The organism is Vibrio sp. L3-7, assembly GCF_963898195.1.
Classification (GTDB): Bacteria; Pseudomonadota; Gammaproteobacteria; order Enterobacterales; family Vibrionaceae; genus Vibrio; species Vibrio echinoideorum.
Genome location: NZ_CAWQUW010000023.1, coordinates 110618 through 129291 on the forward strand (window position 1 = coordinate 110618; position 18674 = coordinate 129291).

An 18674-nucleotide genomic window follows, 5' to 3' on the forward strand; every position below is an offset into this window, starting at 1 on the left:
TGAAAGGGTGATAGGCAATTCATGCATGTTTTCATTTTAACCAAGACGCTATAAAAGAAGGGAATACACTCAAAAATAGATTAATTACTTCTCGCTCGAAGATATCCAAAGCTTATAAAAATCGCTATAGCCAGTTTTGTTTATCTCTACGCCATGAACCTCAACACTGTTAGACACCTTCTCTTTACCGCGAAATAACGGACAAAGTAGCTTCTGTTGATAAAGCGAATGTTCAATTTGTTTCAACCTGTCAATTGGATTATCGCCACTGACGGCTGATCGAACTATCTCGCAATGCTCCTTCATCTCAGGGCTATTGAAAATAAATCTGAGTCCAGATGCAGCAAGTAACCAATCGTAAAGACCATAATCTTTTGGCTGTTCAATAATTTCTTCGATAAATAACAGGTCTGCCGATTCACTCATTGAGCTAGGGTCACTAATATTAGGAAGCTCGACGACTTCTATAGTAACGCCAGTCTTTGCAATAGTTTGCTGCAGCCAATCCGCCATATCTTGAAGCAAAGGAATCGTCATTTTAGGTCGTGTTAATACAACAGTTCCCGTCAAAGCAGGAGTGAGGATACTGCTCGTTAATTCGCTAGGCGAGAAAGACAAGTCGTCCGTCATCATATCGGCGTCAAACTCTTTACTGCTGGATTTGATAAACAATACCAACCTGTCTAAGTCATCAGGGGTAATTCCTGAGCCTTCCCTACGATTAACCGCAAGGTACGAAAGTGCATTGATAGTGGTTTCTTCTGCGACACCAGATCTATTAAAACTCAAGGTGTGATCGTTTAGGCCTTCGATGTCGGTAAGCGTTATCTGTTCCAACAAAGCATTTTGAGCAAAATAGCCACGATGACGTTTTAGAACGAGACTTTCTTCGCTCCAATCGTCTAATGAGAAAGGACCCGTTCCCAAATAGGCACTGCGCCCACTAGAGAAATACGTTCGCTTACAACGGTAAATAGACGCATGTGCACTACACAACGCATATATAAACATAGGATTTGCATGTGTCAGCTCGATAGTCAGTTGTTTATCACCAACCACTTGAACATCACTGACCTGCTCAAATAAAGACTGTACAGGGCCATTGATACTTTTTAACCGTAACAAGCATTGAGCAACATCTTTCGCACTTAAAGTATCGCCGTCATGGAATAACACATTAGGCCTTAACCAAAAGTGCAGAAAGCGACCTTCTATCTTCCAATGGTGTGCGAGGCTGGCTTGGGGATTCCCCTCATGATCTTGAACTAATAAAGTATTGTAGATACTTCTTAATATTTGATGTTCAGCGATTCTGTATGTTTTAGCAGGCTCAAGATTATCAACCCATGGGTATTGAGTAATCAGCAAATGATCATGCTGTTCATTGAACAAACTATGTTTTTCAGTCGCTAATGTCAGTGCCTTTATCGCTGCTGCACCATAGCTTTCTAGAAGGCGAGGAATAACGTTAAAGCGGCCTTGCTCTAACTGAAGTGCTAAAACTTGCTCTAATGCTTCAGAAAAGCTAACCAAAATTTTAAATTGGCTAAGCCTCCCTCGCCCTTTGGACGGAATCCAACAAATCCAGTGGTACTCAGATAAGCATTTCAGAACTATCGAGGTGTTTCTGCGCGAAGTCGAAAGCGAATGCTCTAGATCATCGATCGTGAGATGGTACTCTTCGCCTAATTCGTACTTTGCAGTAAGCTGTTGAAGTCTACGTAAGTTAGCGTCGTTCATTGGATTCCAGGCTAGAGCGGTGAATCAAGTGTCATTAATATCAGTATGGATTTTTAAATTCAACCTTATACTGAAATATCTATAACGAGTTTTGACACTTAATATCAATACATTACATAGATACAAGAGCCTTTATGTCACTCCGATTTACTAGAGTTCCACTTCCCTTCATGAATCGCAGAATTGACGTCTCTTCTTGGTAACCAACCCATGGTTTCAAGCTCGGGTTTATCTTTGAAGTGGTCAACGTAGCCGATACATAAGTACGCCACAATATCGATGTCTTCCGGGATATCTAATGCGTCTCGCAGTGTTGAGTCATGCAGGATGCTCACCCAACCTAGCCCTAGGTTTTCAGCTCTTGCCGCGAGCCACAGGTTTTGAACCGCACACACGGTGCTATACAAATCCATCTCTTGTTTGATGGTTCTACCTAGAACAACCTTCCCGGTTCGATTGCGGTCGCAAGTCACGCAGATGCCGATCGGTGATTCGACGATACCTTCCAGCTTTAAGCGCTTATACATCGCCTGTTTTTTATCGGTGAACATTTCTGTGGATTCGGCATGAGCCTGATTGAAGCCTGCTTTGATCTGTTGCTTGGTTTCGATATCACGAACGACGACAAAGTCCCAAGGTTGCATAAAACCGACACTGGGAGCATGGTGCGCAGCGGTTAACACTCGCATCAAAACGTCTTCAGGGATCTCATCAGGAAGAAACTGACCACGAATATCTCGGCGAGAAAAAATCGTTTTATATACTGCATCGCGTTCATTCGGCGTAATTTCCATACATCCCTGTCTTATCGTCGTCTTATTGAGTCAGTATTATCCAACTAAAGTGTCTATGTTACTAGCGGTACACAAGCAACATGGTAGAATGCCGCCATTAATCTTATCCTTGTATAAGATTGTTAAACCTTTCCATCGCTATTTAGCCAAATCATACCGAGAAACTTATGCCATTTTCCAAGCTTGGATTAAGCTCACCTATTGTTAAAGCCGTTGCAAAACAAGGCTATGAAAAGCCAACCTCTATTCAAGAAAAAGCAATTCCGATTGTACTTTCTGGTAAGAACCTTATTGCTGCTGCACAAACAGGTACAGGTAAAACTGCGAGCTTTGTTCTCCCTATCTTAGAAATGCTAAGTGAAGGTGAAACACAGCGTAAAAAACGCATTCGCGCCGTTATTCTTACACCTACGCGTGAGCTTGCGGTTCAAGTTGAACAGAACATTACTAAGTACGCGAAGTTCCTAAACCTTACATCATTAGCGATGTACGGTGGCGTGTCTTACCAACACCAGAAAGATCGTCTTATTGAAGGCGTAGATATTCTTGTGGCAACACCAGGCCGTTTGATCGACATGTACGGACAACGTGCCGTTCACTTTGATGAAGTTGAAGTTCTGGTTCTTGATGAAGCTGACCGCATGCTAGACATGGGTTTTATTGAAGACATCAACAAGATCATCGCGCGTTTACCACAAAACATCCAAAACCTGTTGTTCTCAGCGACGCTATCAACGCCTGTCCGTGCCCTAGCGAAAAGCGCAATCAATGAAGCAGAAGAGATTTCTATTGCCAAAACTGACGCTTCTAAAGCGAACATCGAACAGTGGTTGGTGACAGTAGATAAAGATCGTAAGTCGGCACTATTGAGCCATATGATTACTGATGGTGATTGGGACCAAGCGCTTATCTTTATTGAAACCAAGCACGGCGCGGCGAAGTTAGTTGCTCAACTGGAAAAACGTGGTATCCAAGCAGAGGCTTTCCACAGTGGACGTAGCCAAGCGATTCGTGAAAAAATCTTAGCTGATTTCAAGAAAGGTAACCTAAAATACTTGGTTGCGACTGGTGTTGCTGCGCGTGGTATCGATATCGATAACCTAAGCCGCGTAGTTAACTACGACATCCCATTCCCTGCGGACGACTATGTTCACCGTATTGGTCGTACAGGCCGTGCGGACGCGTCTGGTGAAGCGATCTCTTTCCTATCGAAAGACAACTTCAAGAACCTATGTATTATTGAAAAACGTCTTGGTCACTTGATTGAACGACGTGTAGTTGAAGGTTTCGAACCACGTAAAGAAGTGCCAATCTCTGTATTGAACTTCGTGCCTAAAAAGAAAAGAGACCTGCAGCAACCTGAGTAATTTCAAATTTAGACAATGCGAGAGTCGCGTTAATCAAAATATAAATGAAACGAAGCCCAATACGGCTTCGTTTTGTTCTTTGAAACACGAATACAAGGCAGGTAACTAGATGATCACCCCTATCGTAACGAGATTAACTAGAGGCCAAGATCTAAAGCTTGAGATCCAAAAACTAGTGACAACGCACAATATCTCGGCAGGCTCTATTGCGTCTTGTGTCGGGTGTGTTTCACAGCTCAATATTCGTTTAGCTAACGCGAACAACACTAAGCTCATAAAAGCTCCGTTCGAAATCGTATCTGTGATGGCAACGCTAACCCCGAACCACCAACATGTTCATATATCCGTTGCTGATGAAAATGGCAATGTAATTGGCGGGCACTTGCTTGAAGGGACGATTATCGCGACCACCGCTGAATTGATTGTTCACCGCTACAACACTTTGACCTTCAACAGAGAGCATGATGATTCGACGGGTTACACTGAGCTCACTATTAGCAGCAACACGCAATAGAACAACACCACGCAATAGATTTGCCCCATAGCAACACCAAGCGCTCCATATAAAGCGATACAACTAAATAAATAGTATTAGGAAACACGATGGCTCCAAACTCCGCAGACTCCGTTATCGTTCTCGATTTCGAAACCACAGGCTTATCACCAAACATGGGTGACCGAGCGATTGAAATCGGTGCGGTTAAATTGGTTAACGGCGAAGTCGTCGGCACCTTCCAGCAGCTCATGAACCCGGGATTTCGCGTGAGTGGATTCATTGAAAGCTATACCGGAATCAGCAACCGCATGCTAAGCACCGCAGCAAGCTGCACAGAAGTCATGGATGATTTTGCCGACTTTATCCAAGACAGCCAACTTGTGGCCCACAATGCGTCATTTGATAAGCGTTTTCTTGATGCCGAATTAGACTTTATAGGTCGAGATTATAACGGCCAATTTGCTTGCTCAATGTTGATTGCTCGCCGCCTGATTCAAGACGCACCCACTCATAAACTGGGTGACCTTGTACGTTTCAAAAATATCGACAACGATGGTACTTTCCACAGAGCGTTAGCCGATTCAGAAATGACAGCACGGTTGTGGTTATTGATGATTGATGAACTGCAAAGTGACCACGGCATTCAACAGCCAAGCTTTCAATTGATGCAGAAAATATCTAAGACCGCTAAAGGATCTATTCCAAAGCTGCTAATGAGTAATCGAAATTAAACGCTCAAACACAAACCCTAGAATGAAATAAAGGCTGATTCGTTTCGTGAGATCAGCCTTACAATATACAGATTTTGCTTAGAGGCGCACTACTCTTGCAATGTAATCAACGTTGACTTGAGGCTCTCTAACTCATTCATGAAATAAGACCATTGCTTATCACTACTCACTGCCGCGATATCGACCAAAAACTTAGCGGATGTCTCCGTGTTCTTGGCAAGTGTAGCCTCAAGATCATCAGGATAATACGCTTCATGGTTAAGCAGAAGCTTCATAATAATCAGCTGAGCAATATGCAGATCGGTCTTCTTTTCAACAAGTATCGATACATCTTGATAGGTATTATTTTGATATTGCCGCCAGTTGTCGTTGGTATTTATCCACTCTTGTGACCAAGCCATAATAATCTTTTTTTGTTCTTTCGATACCGACCCTAACCATCGTTCTAGCCTGTCTTCTAATCGATTTCGGTATCGCTCTCTAGAGTCTTCGTCATTCAATGACAATCTTTCTTGGTAATAGTCTTGTTGTTTCTCTCTAAAGTTCTTTAAGAATTCGTTATCTTGCTCAGGGGTAAGCTGCATACTTAACGCGTAAATATCGGAAGCAAACTTATTAACGATTGAGCGAATATGATTTTTAGTTTGTTCACTTTGGTCAACGATAAAAGTAGAGTTCATACCAGAACGATCTAGGTTTTGAATCGCTTCTAATTGCGAAATATACAGCGGCAATTGAGTTTCTTTGTGCCATTGCTGTAATAAGTCGAGGCGATCTTCGAGCTCTGATTCTTGACTGTTGGATAGAGAAACAAAGTCTTCAATATAGCTAACCGCAAACCAGCTTATATTGTTGTAGGCAAATTTAGTCCCGCACCCAGCGAAAACAAAACAGACTAATAAGACTAACCATCGACACTTTCTCATTTAACCCTCCCACGATATTCAGCAAAGCCACAAATCCATTAACTCACCCTTTTAAGGCCAGCTCTAATTCTTATAACGCTAATTCTAACTATTATAAAAGTAGCCTTAATAAGCAATGGTCGTAAAAACTTTGAGATAAATTGAGACTCAGACTTGCTAATCTAGCTATTTCGGCAAATGATTAAACTAAAAATAATTAATGGCAGTGATGTAACTTGATTTTTATTGCTCATTTGATGTAAACGAACCCTATAAACGAATGGTTTATTTATTTTCAAATGATTAATATTTGGGAGGTAAGCTATGGCCGCTACTCCTCATTATACAAGCGAGTTAGAGTACGAGCTTTGCTATTTTGACGATGGAAAACTAACCACAATTACGATAAACGCGAGTAATCGACAGGAAGCGATGACTTGGTATCTTAGTGAAGGGAAACATATCAACGATATTTATTCGCTCAGACCTGACGAATAATTATTTTCTGGATATCCCTGGTAGGCGAACCTTGGCAAGAAAGCCTAGGTTAAAAATTGTGGAGAACCCTTTACTGCGATGTCGTTAACAAGACACTTACAATAAAGGGCTACAATCTCGAACTACTTCAGAATTCGGGCGCGGAATTGACGACCCTTCATTTTACCTGATTCGATTTTACCTAATGCTTTCTTAGCCATTGATCTTTCTACAGCAACGTAAGCGCGCATCGCGAACAAGTTGATCTTACCTACTGATTTACCATCAATACCGCCTTGGCCTGTCAACGCACCAAGGATATCACCTGCGCGAAGTTTCGCTTTCTTACCACCATCAATCTGGATAGTTACCATATTAGAGTAATATGGCTTAGCGATTGGCTTAGCTGGCAACTGTGACGGTTCGATTGGCATATCCATGTACTCATCAATTTGAGCAACACGGTGCATCTCTTTTTCGCTAAAGAAGCTAATTGCGACACCTTTGCTTCCTGCACGACCAGTACGACCGATGCGGTGCACGTGTACTTCAGGATCGCGAGACAACTCAAAGTTGAACACAGCATCTAGGTTATCAACATCAAGACCACGAGCGGCAACATCTGTTGCAACCAAGATAGAGATGGTTTTGTTTGAGAACTGAACCAAAGCTTGGTCACGTTCACGCTGTTCCATGTCGCCATGAAGCTCGATAACACTGAAACCACGGTGGCTTAGCTCATCATTTACGTTCTGTACTTCTTTCTTAGTATTACAGAACACAACCGCTGACTCTGGTTGATGATGAAGAAGCATTAGCTCTAGTGCGTCATCACGAGCTTCAGTACCTTCAACCTTATAAAAGTGTTGTTGGATGCTTGAGTGATCGTGCGTTGATTCAACCTTCACCATTTCAGGGTTATTCATGATGCGGTCTGCAACAGATTTAATCTGTTTAGGGAAAGTTGCACTGAACAATAACGTTTGACGATCTTTTGGTGCTGCTTCAATAACAGCATCTAGTGCATCTTGGAAACCCATTTCCAGCATGCGATCGGCTTCATCTAACACAAGTGTGTTCAACTCAGACAGGTCAATACGCTCTCTCTCTAGGTGGTCCAGGATACGACCAGGAGTGCCCACAAGAATGTGTGCGCCATGCTCTAATGAACCAATTTGTGGGCCCATTGGCATACCGCCACATAGTGTCAGCACTTTAATATTGTGAATGCCACGAGCAAGAGTACGGATCTCTTTTGCTACTTGGTCTGCAAGCTCACGAGTCGGACATAACACTAAAGATTGAACACGAAAACGCTTAACGCGTAGGTTTTGCAGCACGCCTAAACCAAAGGCAGCTGTTTTACCTGAACCCGTTTTACCCTGACCGATAACATCCTTGCCATCCAGAATAATAGGAAGACTTAACGCTTGAATAGGCGTCATTTCAGTATAACCAAGAGAATCTAACGTATTTAGAAGCTCTGGCTTAAGGGCGATTGAAGAGAATTTTGAAGTGCTCAATGGAAATATCCAACTGGTGAAAAACAAAGTGCATTATGAGTGTTTTTGAAAATTATTCCACCTTAATCACAGTTTTGGAGCAACATGTTAGGCGAATATAAAAAAACCAGCTGGGGTGCTGGTTTTTTACGTTGAAACATCTAAGTCTGAGGATAAATGCCAGACCCCAAAGGTCTCTATGGCACACCGTGGCCTTTAGATGCAACCCATACGCGATACCACTGCTCACGAGTCAGTTCGATTTTCAGTGCATCAACGGCAGTCTTCACACGTTCAATCTTTCCTGAGCCAATAATCGCGATCGGGTTAGACGGTAAACGGCGAACCCAAGCGTAAATCACTTGGTCAATGCTGTCCGCACCCACTTCTTGGCGAATCGCTTCTAGCTCATCACGAACGCGAATTGCTTGTGCTGAATCGCCACTGAAGATGCTACCACCATCGAGACAAGACCATGCCATTGGACGAATACGGTTCATCTGCAGTTGATCTAGCGTACCATCGTGGGCTACTTCGAAGTTCAATGGATTGATTTCAACTTGGTTAGTCACCAGTGGCTTACCTAGTCGAGATTGCAGTAAGTCGAACTGACGTGGTGAAAAGTTAGAGACACCGAAGTGCTTAACTTTACCGACCTTATGTAGTTCAGCGAACGCTTCTGCTACTTCATCTGCATTCATCAGTACATCTGGGCGGTGAATCAGTAATACATCCAGTTCGGTTACACCCAAGCGCTCTAGAGAATTATTTACTGATTGGTAAATATGGTGCGCGCTGGTGTCATAGTGATTGATCTTGCGATCAGGAGTGTGGTCACCACACAAGTTGATGTCGCACTTGGTGACGATTTGGATATCATCACGAAGGCTTGGCTCAAGCGCCAATGCTTCACCAAACAACTTTTCACATTGGTAGTTACCGTAAATATCCGCGTGATCAACAGTTGTGATACCAAGATCAATGTGCTGCTTCAGGAAAGTCAGGCGTTGTTGCGGGGTCATGCTCCACTCTGCTGTACGCCAGTATCCTTGCACCAACTCAGAAAGTTCTGGGCCTTGTGGCGCTGTCGTTACTCTTGCAACCATGGGTTGTCTCCTTTATCAATACTGAACGTATCGTAAGCTCGTTTTACCGAGGGCTCAACGTATAACAAATGGCAAAGGTAAACGCTTACTAAAAATGTGAGAGCCACAGAAAAACGAACACTTAAATCAATAATAGCTTGCTGTCTGCCAGTCAGCCGTTCTCCCAAAAGGCTTGTTTACCCTAATGAATTACGAAACTATCTATAAATTTGAGCAATTAAAGACGATTTAGTTCAACCGTTAAGTTGTCACCATCACTATGTAATTGAATCCAAGGAACTGAAGAAGATGAGGAAGAACTAGGCACATTCCATAAACTCATTTGCTCAGAGGAATGATGTGGAGTATTGATGAATTTGACGAGTTGTTTATCTACCATGTCGTAACCAACTCCCTCACGCTTCGCTTGTTCGAGTTGAGCGACCACATCAAACTCATCTTCCCCAATACGAATAGAACTGAGAGCAAAGCCATCTTGGCGAAGGTATGCCTGAAGCTTTGTGTAACTTAGGTTCGAATATGGCAGGTTTAAGCGAACCACCTCGACGCTTGAGTCGCCCAACTCCAATTCAACATAAACATCCAGATCGTAATACCGCGTCAAATCACTGCACAGAAGAGCACCTTCGATCTCGCCACAATCCATTAGGTCATTATCGTTAACATAATTTTGAGAACTAGGTTGAGCTGAACTGCTGTTGAATACCGTACGCAACCACCAGCTTTCACTCGCTTGCGCAGAGGATGAAAGGGTATTCAGAGCCAATAACAAAGGTAGGATTAAGACTGGAAGAGTTCTCATTTATTGTGCTTATTTCGCGCGGTATGAAGCGTTCATTATACGTGACCAGCCGACAAACAACTTATTGACTGACCTCTTTTTAGCTAAAAAATTATTGGTAATGGCTAATATTAACAAGCTTGATACTAAGAAGACTTGCATTCTGTTATATCTATCGTCACAAAATACATTCAATGAATGTGTCATAATGTTGAAATTACTGGTTAATTTTCAAGGAATGTCATGACTGCAACGAACTATCTCAACCAATTGAATCAAAAGTATCTTGCGACTCATAAAGCGAAAGAAGACTTCTTTTGGGATACATATATGGGGATCAGTGACGACCACGATGGCTCGACACTCGCGCAGACTCAATGGACTGAATTTCTAAGCTCTACCGAACAAATTGCTGCTATCGAAACGCAACTAGCTGCTATCGATAAAATTCAAGATCCCCTAGAAAAAGAGAGTACGCTAACAGGCTTGAATGGTTGGTTAGCGACCTTTAGATCTCACGCTATTGAGTCTGAGCAGTCACAGAAGCTTAAAGCCGAACTCATAAAGTTTGAGGCTGAACTGTTTGAGAAAAAACAAAATCATGTGATGACTTACGTAAATGAAGCGGGTGATAAAACAGAAGGATCACTGCCAGTTTTAGGCTCAGCAGTTAGAAGTAATAGTAATGAAAAAGTAAGACTTTCTGCACACCAAGCACTATTAGATTTAGAACAGTGGCTGCTGGCTAACGGCTTCATTGAACTGATCAAAAAACGTAACCAATTTGCTCAATCACTGGGTTTTAAAACCTTCTTTGATTATTCGGTGGTTAAGACTGAACAAATGACAACACAACAGTTGTTCACGATTCTGGATGACTTCGAAACACGTACGCGTGATAACAATCTAAAAAGCCTGACCAACTTAGCAGAGCAAAAAGGTCAGAGTGCACTGGAAACCCATAACTTTATCTACTCTTTTGCTGGTGATGTTATGAATGACTTGGACCCATATGTTCCATTTTCAAAGTCGCTCAGACGGTGGATCGAATCTTTTGGTCGTCTCAACATCGACTATTCTCAAGCTACGCTAAAATTGGATCTTCTCGACCGCAAAGGAAAATACCCTAATGGCTTTTGTCATGGACCCATTCCTTCTTTCTACGATCAAGGAGCTTGGGTTGCAGCTCAAGTAAACTTCACCAGCAACGCAAAACCCGATCAAATAGGCAGTGGTTATGACGGGATTAACACGCTGTTTCACGAGGGTGGCCACGCCGCGCATTTCGCTAACGTTAAAATGAATGCGCCTTGTTTCTCTCAAGAATTTGCACCAACCTCAATGGCTTATGCCGAAACCCAATCGATGTTCTGCGACAGTCTGCTGACCGATGCCGACTGGCTAAAACAGTACGCTCTGAATTCAGAAGGCCAATCTGTGCCAGACAAATTGATTAAAGCTATCATTGATAACAAACAACCATTCAAAGCCTATGAAGAACGCAGCATTCTTGTGGTTCCTTACTTTGAACGCGCGCTTTACGAATTGGCTGATGAAGATCTTACGCCGGAAAAAATCACAGCTCTTGCTCGCCATAGTGAGAAAACGATTCTTGGATTGTCTTGCAGCCCACGTCCGTTAATGGCGATTCCACATTTACTGTCCGATGAGGCTTCTTGCGCTTACCAAGGTTATCTATTGGCTCATATGGCGGTTTATCAAACTCGCGCCTATTTCACCGACAAGTTTGGTTATTTAACGGATAACCCAGAGATTGGTCCATTACTGGCTAAACACTACTGGCATAAAGGCAATAGCGTTGACCATAACGGAACAATCAAAAGCCTGACCGGAGAAGGGTTTAATGCAAAATATCTTGCTGACGAGTGTAACTTATCATCAGAAGAAGCATGGGTGATTGAAGAGAAGAAAATCAAACAACTTTCTGAGAGAGAACAAGCACCAGCTGCCGATTTGAACGCCAAAATATCGATAGTCGATGGCGCGTTAGAATTAGCAAACAATAACAAATCAAATCATCAAATGTGTGACGATTTTGAGCATTTTATTATCGAACAATACGGCCGATAAGTAGCGAAACGATATCTAAACATCCCTAAAAAGCAAAAAAGGACGATCACTGATCGTCCTTTCTTTTGTACTAATCTTAGCTTTCTACTAGGCGTTATATCGTGACACAAGCCGGTTGAGTTTCGTTCTCGAAATCAATATCGACAGAATCAACGCTTCGTAAAGACTTTCTGTGAATACCAAACACTTGTCCCGTCAAAACAATATAAAACTTTTCTGTTTTGAGTAAATGCCAAGCTTCATCAAGAGATTCAGCATAAACCTTGTTTTTGAGATCTTGCGGGCGAGTACCAGCAACTCTTCCATGTTTACGTGCTAATTCAAATAATCCATTTCGATTAGGCTTACACGTAAATAGGGTATCATTTCCATAAATAACACCCTTAGCCGTAATGCTCTTAACCATTACATTTCTCCAAATAATAATTCCACTCGTAATACTTGAGTGGCATACCACATGTCGATTTGTGGATGCTTAAACTGCATAAAGAAGAGAATATGGTGTAACGACCGGGCAAGCGATTACACCATAGCATTCAGTTTCAGTATTTGAGATCTTAGAAGTAGTAGTAAGCTGCTGCGAATACGTGTGTCTCTTCGTCGTATTGTGCGCTAGTCTCACCAACACGGTAACCATCTAGATCTTGTTTGATATCGATACCCATGTCAGCGTTATCAGCGATACGGTACATTGCAGCGATGTTGATGTAAGAAGAATCTACGTCAGATTGACCATCTAATTCATTGCTGTTAGATGCGTAACCCGCTGCAATTGTTAGGTCTGCAGAAACCGCGTAACCACCTGAAACGTAGCAACCAGTGTCTTTCTTAGAATCGCTTTCATCAATCCAAGAGTTCATACCTAGTGTAAGGTCGCCAACTTTTACGTTACCAGACACCGTATATACTTCGTAATCAGCATCGTTATCACGTGATTCATAGCCAGCGTAAAGGTTGAACACCTCTTGCTCTAAACCGATGTAACCGTTAATACCTTTGTCAGCATCGTTATGATCGTCGTCAGTTTCAAAGTAAGAAACGCCGTAAGCAAAACCATTGGTTGCACCTTGGAACTTAATAACGTTGAACGCATCAGAAGCGTCGCCAGCAGAAGCACCAAACTCGTAAGTTGTATCACCAGCGCCATCTACTTTATCTAACGCCGTATCGTTTTCCCAACCGAATGAAGCGATACCGAAACCAGTATCAAAACCAAGCCACGCTTTATCTACGTCAGTTGCTGGACCAGTATCGATACCGTTTGTCCAACCCGCCGTTGCTGCGTCATTCGCTGAAACGTTGTTGTCTGTCGTGTAGTTCACCATCAAGTCAGTTTCGAAGTAACCAACAATACGGTTGTTGCGGTAGTTTACTGCAAGAGTAAGACCTGTCGCCCAGTCATCATAAAACGCTTTAGAACCTGTGTCGTAGTAACCACCAACACCGAAAGAACCTGATACTGAAAATTGATCTTTATGCATTGAATCAAATGCAAACATGTCTTCATTTTGGCTGTTTTGGCTGCTTGTGCTTACAGCGAAAGCTGAACTTGAAATGCTCGCAATCGCAAGTGCTACTAATGTCTTTTTCATGATAACCACTACCTATATATATTAATTTGGCCTTGTTAAACCGGCCTTTTGGAATGGCGCTATTGTTCAAAAAAATACGTTATTGATATACCGTAAAACTACTGAAATTTCATACCTTCTGTGAATTTAATTAAATAAAGATATATTGACACTTACTTTACATTGAGAATCTAAATCCGAGCGTAAAGCCGATATCGGTAGTGTTATCCATGTTACGGATATTTTCGATCATCAGAGCTTCAACCGCGAGTTGATACAGACGATATCGATATCCTACGACCACTTCGTTAGAGGTTTCAGAAAAGTCAGGGTCATTACTCGCCCAGCCTTGATAGTTGAGAGATTCGATAAGTAAACTGTGGCGTTGACTCAGGCGATATTCATACCCTATCGCCCAACTTGTACTGAGGTTTTCAATGCTTAGGTTTTCATCTCTAGCGGAAGAGCCATCGCTGTTTCGATGTACGAGCCCGAGAGTGGAGAATATGCTATGCCTTGGCGTGATGTAGCTGTAATTGAGTTGAACACCCTGCTCGAAGCTTGTTCTCGCAAACTGTCCATTTTTTACATTGTTATAAAACAACGAACCACCAGCCGAGAGCGATATTGGCCCTCTAGAATACAGCAGTAGTTCATTGTAAAAAGTCAGCGCATTAGTTAAATCATCACCTTCAAAGTCAGACACATGGACGCCCGCATTGTTAAAATCCATTGTGAATTGATCTTCAGCCACTTCATCACGGCCATTCTGTCCAATACCGAATAGATCATGGAATCCCATAACAAAGCTGTCTAATCCATTGTCTTTAGCAGTAACGACTCGATAATCTAACTCTGTTTTCCATATTGGAGATGCTTGCCACTGAACGGCAATGTTGGATTGATTCTGATAATAATCGAGTGAATAAGCGCCTGTATGAGCCCATATACTCGCCTGGGTATAAGAGGACTTGAATTCAATGGTTCCCGCTCTATTAGGTTGAGCAGAACGAAGCTGAGTTGAAAGCACATTTGAATGTATTGGAGATTGGGCATAAACAAACAGAGGAGACGCTAGTGCTGTACGAGAAGTTAGCATCAACAATGATAAGGTCAGTAGTACTCTTAAAATAATCACGGTTTTTATTCGGTGGTATTAAATGCCGTGAGCCTATAAAAAACACCGTTCAATTGCTGCAGTAAAAGTACGGCTTTTCGCTATGCCTCATATAATAAAGCGTTATAAAAAAAGAGAACTTAGAACACCTTCGCGATCTTGTAATGTTAACTTGCGCTGTCGTGCTTTAGCGAATATCTTCAGCGCGTGAATGAGTAGCCGAACTATTGATAAGGAAAAAATGTGAGCGCTTCTAACTATAGCTTTGAACAATTATTAATGAAGCAATCTGCAACTTTGATCAATAGTGACCCAAACAACTTTCAAACAACTTGGTCGCAAGCGAGCTTTGACGTACTTGATTGGTTTGGTATTGACCGTCTTACACTTTACCCAAATTCAATGGTCTTATTAGAAGATGGCAAGACGTGCTCAGTCTCCAAAAAACACATTCCTCCAGTTAACAAGAAGAACCTTATTGGTGGTAATTATCTTGATTACTTGAAGCTTTTGAAGACTAACGAGACCTATCTAACCTTCTCAAAAGATGAGCTCATAAACAGCGATAACTATGTATTAAAGCAGTTGTATAAAGAAGGGGGACGATGGCACTGTATCATACCACTACAGCTATTTAATCAACGTTGGGGAGCGTTGTCTTTTACTAATTTTCACGATGCCGACACCAATTTCGACCTAGAAGACATCAAACGCTTAAAGTTAGTCTGTGAAGTTTGGCTTTGTTACTGGCAACATTCCACACTAGCTAGAACGCTAAAACAGAATGAGAACCGACTAGAAGACGACAGTGATAAGCTACTATTACTGACAAAAAAGCAGACCAAAGTTTTAGCGCTGATTGCTCAAGGGTTTAGCGCGAAAGATTGCGCAGAGCAACTTCACTTAAGTTCAAGAACCATAGAATCTCATAAGTATAGAATGCTTGGGCTGCTCAATTTAAATAACCATAACGAGCTCATTCAATTCGCCTTACGCAATGGCCTAGGTCTTACAGAAAACATCCACACGACACGTTAAAATAAGGCACTCAATATTTCTCAGGCTCGATGTTTCTCCAACTAGATATGTCTTAAGCTCGATACCGCCTATTACTCGTTACCTTCACTCAGAGCAAATTTGATCTCATCAGAAGAGAAACCTTTTCGACTCAACATTGCATAAGCTTTAGAGCGTTCTTTATGGTCATTAAGATCATAGGATTTTTTCTGTAACTGCTCTAAACAAGAAGAGTAGAAATCCAGTTGCTCTTCATTAATCAATCGGTCGATTAACGATGGCAGTTCACTGGTATCTATTTGTCGTTGTCTCAATTCTTGCTGGATAGCAGTCAAGCCTTTACCTTTACGAGCATACTTAAGCACTTCTTTCTCTAAGTCAGCCTTCTCTGCTTTAATTTGCATGTTACTCATAAGTTCATGGGCTTGCGGGTGCTGATCAATCGCCACTTTCACTTGTTGATAGCTAAAACCACGCTTTTGTAGTGTCGCCACAAGCTTTTCACGGCTCATGGTAAAGCTTGTGTAATAGTGGTTAATTCGATCTATTAAGATGGTTTGTTCATCAATAGATTTCTCAAAGGACACCTTATGGATGGCATCAGAAATCACTGAGTCCTTTAGGCCCTTCTTCTTCAATTTTTCGACAATATATCGAGAGCCAAATTCACCAGAAAAAGCTTGTTCCACAAATTGTTCTGCAAACACTTGGTCAGACTTGAGATACCCAAAGCCTTTCAAGGTGCCCAAAGTTTCATCTATCCATTCTTGATTGTCGGTTTTCACTTTGAGCTTTGCAATCAGCTCGCTTTCCGTCATATCTCTCTGAGTTAAATGCCACATCGCAGAGTTCATAACACTTTCAATTCGCGTCGCTTTTCTTACCGTTGTATTTCTAGTATTCGTTTTTTGCTGTGGATTATCCATTCGATTTCAACTGTCCAGACTGAGCCTACCCCATCATAACTTAATTCTAAGATAGGGAAATGACATAAAAGAACGAGATTCAGATAAACTGATAGCCATTAAAAATGGACGCGTATTCACGCGTCCATTTAATTTCACACTAAGAGGTCGACTATAAGCCGAAAATAGGTCTCTCTGTACTCGCTATTTTCGTACTAACCCTTTCTGTATTAGCTCTCTTCGTGATTGTAAATGTGTACATCGCGTTGTGGGAATGGAATCGTGATGCCTTCTTCATCAAAGCGTTTCTTCACGGTTTCCGTCACATCCCAATATACATCCCAGTAATCCTCAGTCTTAACCCAAGGTCTCACTACGAAATCAACCGAAGACGTATTCAAGGTATGAAGCTTGATCATATGTTCTGGTTTTTTAAGCACTAAAGGGTGCGCAAGAATGATGTCGTTCAACACGCCTTTCGCTTTATCGATATCATCGGAATAACCAATACCAAAAACCATATCAACACGTCTAACGCGCTCCGCAGTAATGTTGTTAATCACATCACCCCAAATCTTGTTATTCGGGATCACCAAACGTTGGTTATCGATGGTTTGAATCGTAGTAGACACTAAGCTCATGTCTTTTACTGTTCCTTGAACGCCAGCAACTTTAACCATGTCTCCAACATCGTAAGGGCGATAGATTAAGATCATCAAACCTGATGCAAAATTGGACAAGGTATCTTGTAAGGCAAAACCAATGATGACACCCGCGACTCCAAAACCAGTAAGTAACGGTGCAAGCTCTATCCCTATCTGAGACAGGGCAATAAGCAAACCGATAAACACGACGGCTTTGGAAGCAATTGATACAAAGAACTCTTGCATCAAAACACTGAAATCCATTTTTGAATGCGAAACGCTCTTACGAACCGTTTTACGAGCAACGTTGGCAATAAGGCGAGTCACATACAAAATACCTAAGAACAGCGCGAGCTTGACGACAAAAGAAGGGGTATTGTCAAACGCCCAAGAACTAAACGAACGCAACCAACCGTCCAATAGGTCTAACGCGACATCAACATCCAGCACGTCAGCATTAATATCCCCTGTGGTTGCCAATAAAATGCGCTTGTAAGACGTCACATCCACACCAAACGGGCTCATCATAGAGATATTGTTCTCTAAGCTGGCAGCCATTACACTGGTTCGTTCACTGAAGCGTATTAGCTCAGTTTTAATCGTCGCCTTTTCTTCTTCGCTAACAAAAGACAAACGACGCTCTAAATCCTGACGTTGAGTGTCTGTGTAAAGAATCGCATTGATCAGATATTGAGAACGAGAAATCAAAGCGGCTTTTAGCTGATCTTCCTCAGCCGATACCTCAACGCCTCTTTCTTTCGACCAACTTAGGGTTTTAGAGAGCTGTTGATAATAAACATCCATCATCCCAATGCGCTTTTGAATCAGCAGCTCAAGGCGCTTTTTCGCATCTCCCTCCGCCGAACGGTTCTCTTGACTCATCGAGACAATTTTAACTTCATTCAATGAAAGCAAATGTTGTAAAAGCTCAACCTGTTGAGCAAGAACAGCATCTAAGCCTTCCTTTTTATCGGATGATAATTGGGAAAAAATCTCTTCACGCAACGCTTGGTTCTTTCGTCTCAAGATATCTTCTAGAAAAGGCTTTTCAGCATCGTGGGCTGTTTCTAGAGTCGTTAGGTCCAGCATTAGCTGGTCTTGTACTTCTGTTATTTTATCAACGCTTTGTGCAAAACTTCCAAATGCGACAAGCGTCAACATTAACAATAGACAACGCCAAACCTTCATCATATTAATTCCTATTATTGTCTAAATTGACCCTATAAATAGTAGTAAAAAGAATATGGATAACAAGCATTTAAACGTATGTTGTGTTAAAAATTCGCAAAAAATCAATCCGTATCTAATATTTGAGAGTTCCAATCCCCTCTTATGACCTGTAAAGTACGCACCCAACAAAGAACAACGAGCAATGTCATCACTTGGGCGCATGCACTAAAGCACCTTTAATCCGATGTTGGCTCACAGTA

At 42.0% G+C, this 18674-nt stretch carries 17 protein-coding genes; 6 read left to right on the plus strand and 11 right to left on the minus strand.

Features of this window, described 5'->3' with window-relative positions:
* Positions 1-84: 84 nt before the first annotated feature.
* Both AACW75_RS15545 and bluB read right to left on the minus strand, forming a co-directional pair.
* Complete coding sequence (locus AACW75_RS15545; protein ID WP_237297462.1) at positions 85-1740, minus strand: ABC transporter substrate-binding protein; 1656 nt, start codon at positions 1738-1740, stop codon at positions 85-87.
* A 137-nt stretch (positions 1741-1877) separates the two neighbouring features.
* Positions 1878-2534 carry a 5,6-dimethylbenzimidazole synthase gene (bluB, locus tag AACW75_RS15550; protein WP_145569077.1) on the minus strand — a complete coding sequence of 219 codons (657 nt, stop codon included), beginning with the start codon at positions 2532-2534 and terminating at the stop codon, positions 1878-1880.
* 167 nt (positions 2535-2701) lie between these two features.
* Between bluB and AACW75_RS15555 the strand changes: the two genes are divergently transcribed.
* From AACW75_RS15555 to AACW75_RS15565, 3 genes are all read left to right on the plus strand, one after another.
* Positions 2702-3901, plus strand: a complete 1200-nt coding sequence (locus tag AACW75_RS15555) for a DEAD/DEAH box helicase (RefSeq protein WP_145569075.1) — start codon at positions 2702-2704, stop codon at positions 3899-3901.
* Positions 3902-4010: 109 nt separating this feature from the next.
* The gene (locus AACW75_RS15560; RefSeq protein WP_145569074.1) at positions 4011-4415 is read left to right on the plus strand and encodes a PPC domain-containing DNA-binding protein; all 405 of its coding nucleotides are present in this window, start codon (positions 4011-4013) and stop codon (positions 4413-4415) included.
* Positions 4416-4504: 89 nt separating this feature from the next.
* Positions 4505-5128, plus strand: coding sequence for a 3'-5' exonuclease (locus AACW75_RS15565; protein ID WP_145569072.1), 624 nt, complete (start codon positions 4505-4507; stop codon positions 5126-5128).
* An 89-nt stretch (positions 5129-5217) separates the two neighbouring features.
* Here the strand turns inward: AACW75_RS15565 and AACW75_RS15570 are convergent, their stop codons facing one another.
* A complete protein-coding gene (locus AACW75_RS15570) occupies positions 5218-6054 on the minus strand; it encodes a DUF6279 family lipoprotein (protein ID WP_145569070.1) in 837 nt (278 codons plus the stop codon).
* 303 nt (positions 6055-6357) lie between these two features.
* On the opposite strand from AACW75_RS15570, the gene AACW75_RS15575 reads away from it, so the two are divergent.
* On the plus strand, positions 6358-6531 hold the full coding sequence (locus AACW75_RS15575) for an RNA helicase (RefSeq protein WP_065207028.1): 174 nt from the start codon (positions 6358-6360) through the stop codon (positions 6529-6531).
* 122 nt (positions 6532-6653) lie between these two features.
* Here the strand turns inward: AACW75_RS15575 and dbpA are convergent, their stop codons facing one another.
* The 3 genes from dbpA to AACW75_RS15590 form a co-directional block, all read right to left on the minus strand.
* Complete coding sequence (gene dbpA, locus AACW75_RS15580) at positions 6654-8033, minus strand: ATP-dependent RNA helicase DbpA (RefSeq protein ID WP_017074818.1); 1380 nt, start codon at positions 8031-8033, stop codon at positions 6654-6656.
* Positions 8034-8209: 176 nt separating this feature from the next.
* Positions 8210-9118: an aldo/keto reductase gene (locus tag AACW75_RS15585; RefSeq protein WP_145569068.1), complete on the minus strand. Its 909-nt coding sequence runs from the start codon at positions 9116-9118 to the stop codon at positions 8210-8212.
* Between the two features lie 217 nt (positions 9119-9335).
* Positions 9336-9920 carry a hypothetical protein gene (locus AACW75_RS15590; RefSeq protein ID WP_145569067.1) on the minus strand — a complete coding sequence of 195 codons (585 nt, stop codon included), beginning with the start codon at positions 9918-9920 and terminating at the stop codon, positions 9336-9338.
* A 222-nt stretch (positions 9921-10142) separates the two neighbouring features.
* On the opposite strand from AACW75_RS15590, the gene AACW75_RS15595 reads away from it, so the two are divergent.
* Complete coding sequence (locus AACW75_RS15595; protein ID WP_145569065.1) at positions 10143-11990, plus strand: M3 family metallopeptidase; 1848 nt, start codon at positions 10143-10145, stop codon at positions 11988-11990.
* Between the two features lie 94 nt (positions 11991-12084).
* Here the strand turns inward: AACW75_RS15595 and AACW75_RS15600 are convergent, their stop codons facing one another.
* From AACW75_RS15600 to AACW75_RS15610, 3 genes are all read right to left on the minus strand, one after another.
* Positions 12085-12396: a hypothetical protein gene (locus AACW75_RS15600; RefSeq protein ID WP_102551458.1), complete on the minus strand. Its 312-nt coding sequence runs from the start codon at positions 12394-12396 to the stop codon at positions 12085-12087.
* Positions 12397-12547: 151 nt separating this feature from the next.
* Entirely contained in the window at positions 12548-13582 is a 1035-nt protein-coding gene (locus tag AACW75_RS15605; protein WP_145569063.1) for a porin, read from the minus strand.
* 157 nt (positions 13583-13739) lie between these two features.
* Positions 13740-14660 (minus strand): DUF3187 family protein, encoded by a 921-nt coding sequence (locus AACW75_RS15610; RefSeq protein ID WP_145569509.1) that lies wholly within the window; start codon positions 14658-14660, stop codon positions 13740-13742.
* A gap of 261 nt (positions 14661-14921) precedes the next feature.
* On the opposite strand from AACW75_RS15610, the gene AACW75_RS15615 reads away from it, so the two are divergent.
* Positions 14922-15716 carry a response regulator transcription factor gene (locus tag AACW75_RS15615; RefSeq protein WP_102551455.1) on the plus strand — a complete coding sequence of 265 codons (795 nt, stop codon included), beginning with the start codon at positions 14922-14924 and terminating at the stop codon, positions 15714-15716.
* 71 nt (positions 15717-15787) lie between these two features.
* Here the strand turns inward: AACW75_RS15615 and AACW75_RS15620 are convergent, their stop codons facing one another.
* Both AACW75_RS15620 and AACW75_RS15625 read right to left on the minus strand, forming a co-directional pair.
* Complete coding sequence (locus tag AACW75_RS15620; RefSeq protein WP_102551454.1) at positions 15788-16621, minus strand: regulatory protein RecX; 834 nt, start codon at positions 16619-16621, stop codon at positions 15788-15790.
* A gap of 209 nt (positions 16622-16830) precedes the next feature.
* Entirely contained in the window at positions 16831-18435 is a 1605-nt protein-coding gene (locus tag AACW75_RS15625; protein ID WP_017074804.1) for a mechanosensitive ion channel family protein, read from the minus strand.
* Between the last annotated feature and the right edge of the window lie 239 nt (positions 18436-18674).